The following is a 3,168-nucleotide window of genomic DNA, read 5'->3' on the forward strand; positions in this document are numbered from 1 at the left end:
ACCCCCTAGCCGAAACAGTGCTCTACCCCCTATGGTATTCGTCCGAGGCGCTACCTAAATAGCTTTCGGGGAGAACCAGCTATCACCGAGTTTGATTAGCCTTTCACCCCTATCCACAAGTCATCCCCTGGCTTTTCAACGACAGTGGGTTCGGTCCTCCAGTTAGTGTTACCCAACCTTCAACCTGCTCATGGATAGATCACCCGGTTTCGGGTCTATACCCAGCAACTAAACGCCCTATTAAGACTCGATTTCTCTACGGCTCCCCTATACGGTTAACCTTGCTACTGAATATAAGTCGCTGACCCATTATACAAAAGGTACGCAGTCACCGAACAAGTCGGCTCCCACTGCTTGTATGCATGCGGTTTCAGGTTCTATTTCACTCCCCTCACAGGGGTTCTTTTCGCCTTTCCCTCACGGTACTGGTTCACTATCGGTCAGTCAGGAGTATTTAGCCTTGGAGGATGGTCCCCCCATATTCAGACAAGGTTTCACGTGCCTCGCCCTACTCGTCATCATTATATGTGCCCTTTCGTGTACGGGACTATCACCCTCTACGGTAGCACTTCCCAGAGCTTTCCGCTAAAACACATATAACTTAATGGGCTGATCCCCGTTCGCTCGCCGCTACTGAGGGAATCTCAATTGATTTCTTTTCCTAAGGGTACTGAGATGTTTCACTTCCCCTCGTTCGCCTCGCATGACTATGTATTCATCATGCGATACCTACCTTATGGTAAGTGGGTTTCCCCATTCAGAAATCTCCGGATCACAGGATATTTGCCGCCTCCCCGAAGCTTATCGCAGGCTATTACGTCTTTCATCGCCTCTGACTGCCAAGGCATCCACCACATGCACTTAATTACTTGACTATACAACCCCAAACAGTCGCTAATCCCTACAAGGAGGATCAACAATGTGGATTCAACCACTTCTATTTGTTGCCTGTGAACTTAATCACTATACAGCTTCAATTTAATTCATATACCAAAACGCTTGATTCAGTTTTATCGCTAGTTCTCATTTCATTCAATATTAACAATTGCTTGCTAACATCAACTAAAACGAGTTAAACAATTATTTCAACTCAAATATATTCTGTTAATGATTCACTACCGCCTCGTCAGCGAGTAGTTAACTGTGATAAATCACAGAACTTAATAAGCTATCGGCTTACTAAGTTCTGTAATCACTTAGTCTGTAATTAGTGGTGGAGACTAACGGAGTCGAACCGTTGACCTCCTGCGTGCAAAGCAGGCGCTCTACCAACTAAGCTAAGTCCCCAGCTTAAGATCTTAATATATCTGCTCTTCTGTGTTCAGTAGACTTGGTGGGTCTGACAAGACTTGAACTTGTGACCCCACGCTTATCAAGCGTGTGCTCTAACCAACTGAGCTACAGACCCTCAGATACATCAATGAAGAACAACTTGTTGTGGATTCTTACCAATCGTCAATCTTTCGTTAAGGAGGTGATCCAGCCGCAGGTTCCCCTACGGCTACCTTGTTACGACTTCACCCCAGTCATCGGCCACACCGTGGTAAGCGTCCTCCTTACGGTTAGACTACCTACTTCTGGTGCAACAAACTCCCATGGTGTGACGGGCGGTGTGTACAAGGCCCGGGAACGTATTCACCGCGGCATTCTGATCCGCGATTACTAGCGATTCCGACTTCATGGAGTCGAGTTGCAGACTCCAATCCGGACTACGATCGGCTTTTTGAGATTAGCATCCTATCGCTAGGTAGCAACCCTTTGTACCGACCATTGTAGCACGTGTGTAGCCCTGGTCGTAAGGGCCATGATGACTTGACGTCGTCCCCGCCTTCCTCCAGTTTGTCACTGGCAGTATCCTTAAAGTTCCCACCCGAAGTGCTGGCAAATAAGGAAAAGGGTTGCGCTCGTTGCGGGACTTAACCCAACATCTCACGACACGAGCTGACGACAGCCATGCAGCACCTGTATGTAAGTTCCCGAAGGCACCAATCCATCTCTGGAAAGTTCTTACTATGTCAAGACCAGGTAAGGTTCTTCGCGTTGCATCGAATTAAACCACATGCTCCACCGCTTGTGCGGGCCCCCGTCAATTCATTTGAGTTTTAGTCTTGCGACCGTACTCCCCAGGCGGTCTACTTATCGCGTTAGCTGCGCCACTAAAGCCTCAAAGGCCCCAACGGCTAGTAGACATCGTTTACGGCATGGACTACCAGGGTATCTAATCCTGTTTGCTCCCCATGCTTTCGTACCTCAGCGTCAGTATTAGGCCAGATGGCTGCCTTCGCCATCGGTATTCCTCCAGATCTCTACGCATTTCACCGCTACACCTGGAATTCTACCATCCTCTCCCATACTCTAGCTTCCCAGTATCGAATGCAATTCCCAAGTTAAGCTCGGGGATTTCACATCCGACTTAAAAAGCCGCCTACGCACGCTTTACGCCCAGTAAATCCGATTAACGCTCGCACCCTCTGTATTACCGCGGCTGCTGGCACAGAGTTAGCCGGTGCTTATTCTGCGAGTAACGTCCACTCATCCTAGGTATTAACTAGAAGAGCCTCCTCCTCGCTTAAAGTGCTTTACAACCATAAGGCCTTCTTCACACACGCGGCATGGCTGGATCAGGGTTCCCCCCATTGTCCAATATTCCCCACTGCTGCCTCCCGTAGGAGTCTGGGCCGTGTCTCAGTCCCAGTGTGGCGGATCATCCTCTCAGACCCGCTACAGATCGTCGCCTTGGTAGGCCTTTACCCCACCAACTAGCTAATCCGACTTAGGCTCATCTATTAACGCAAGGTCACAAGTGATCCCCTGCTTTCCCCCGTAGGGCGTATGCGGTATTAGCATCCCTTTCGAGATGTTGTCCCCCATTAATAGGCAGATTCCTAAGTATTACTCACCCGTCCGCCGCTAGGTCAATTACCGAAGTAATCTCCCCCGCTCGACTTGCATGTGTTAAGCCTGCCGCCAGCGTTCAATCTGAGCCATGATCAAACTCTTCAGTTAAAAATCATTAGTGACTTAAGGTCACAATTCTGGCTCATCAATGTTCTGACAAATTCTCTCAAATAAACTTCGAGTAATTTAAACCAATCAATCAATGATAATATTTCGATCAATCAATTAGTAAAAATCCACACAAGTTGTTCTTCATATTCTCTTAATGAT

The 3,168-nt window shown here is 48.0% G+C and carries 2 tRNA genes and 2 rRNA genes; all 4 read right to left on the reverse strand.

The window, feature by feature from the left end:
- A 23S ribosomal RNA gene (locus tag AC4CVF_RS22250) occupies positions 1-875 on the reverse strand; the annotation flags it as partial.
- A 336-nt stretch (positions 876-1,211) separates the two neighbouring features.
- Positions 1,212-1,287 (reverse strand) — tRNA-Ala (locus tag AC4CVF_RS22255).
- 44 nt (positions 1,288-1,331) lie between these two features.
- Positions 1,332-1,408, reverse strand: a tRNA-Ile gene (locus AC4CVF_RS22260).
- A gap of 59 nt (positions 1,409-1,467) precedes the next feature.
- Positions 1,468-3,006 (reverse strand): 16S ribosomal RNA (locus tag AC4CVF_RS22265).
- Between the last annotated feature and the right edge of the window lie 162 nt (positions 3,007-3,168).

It is taken from the genome of Acinetobacter sp. LipI_19 (assembly GCF_058242925.1).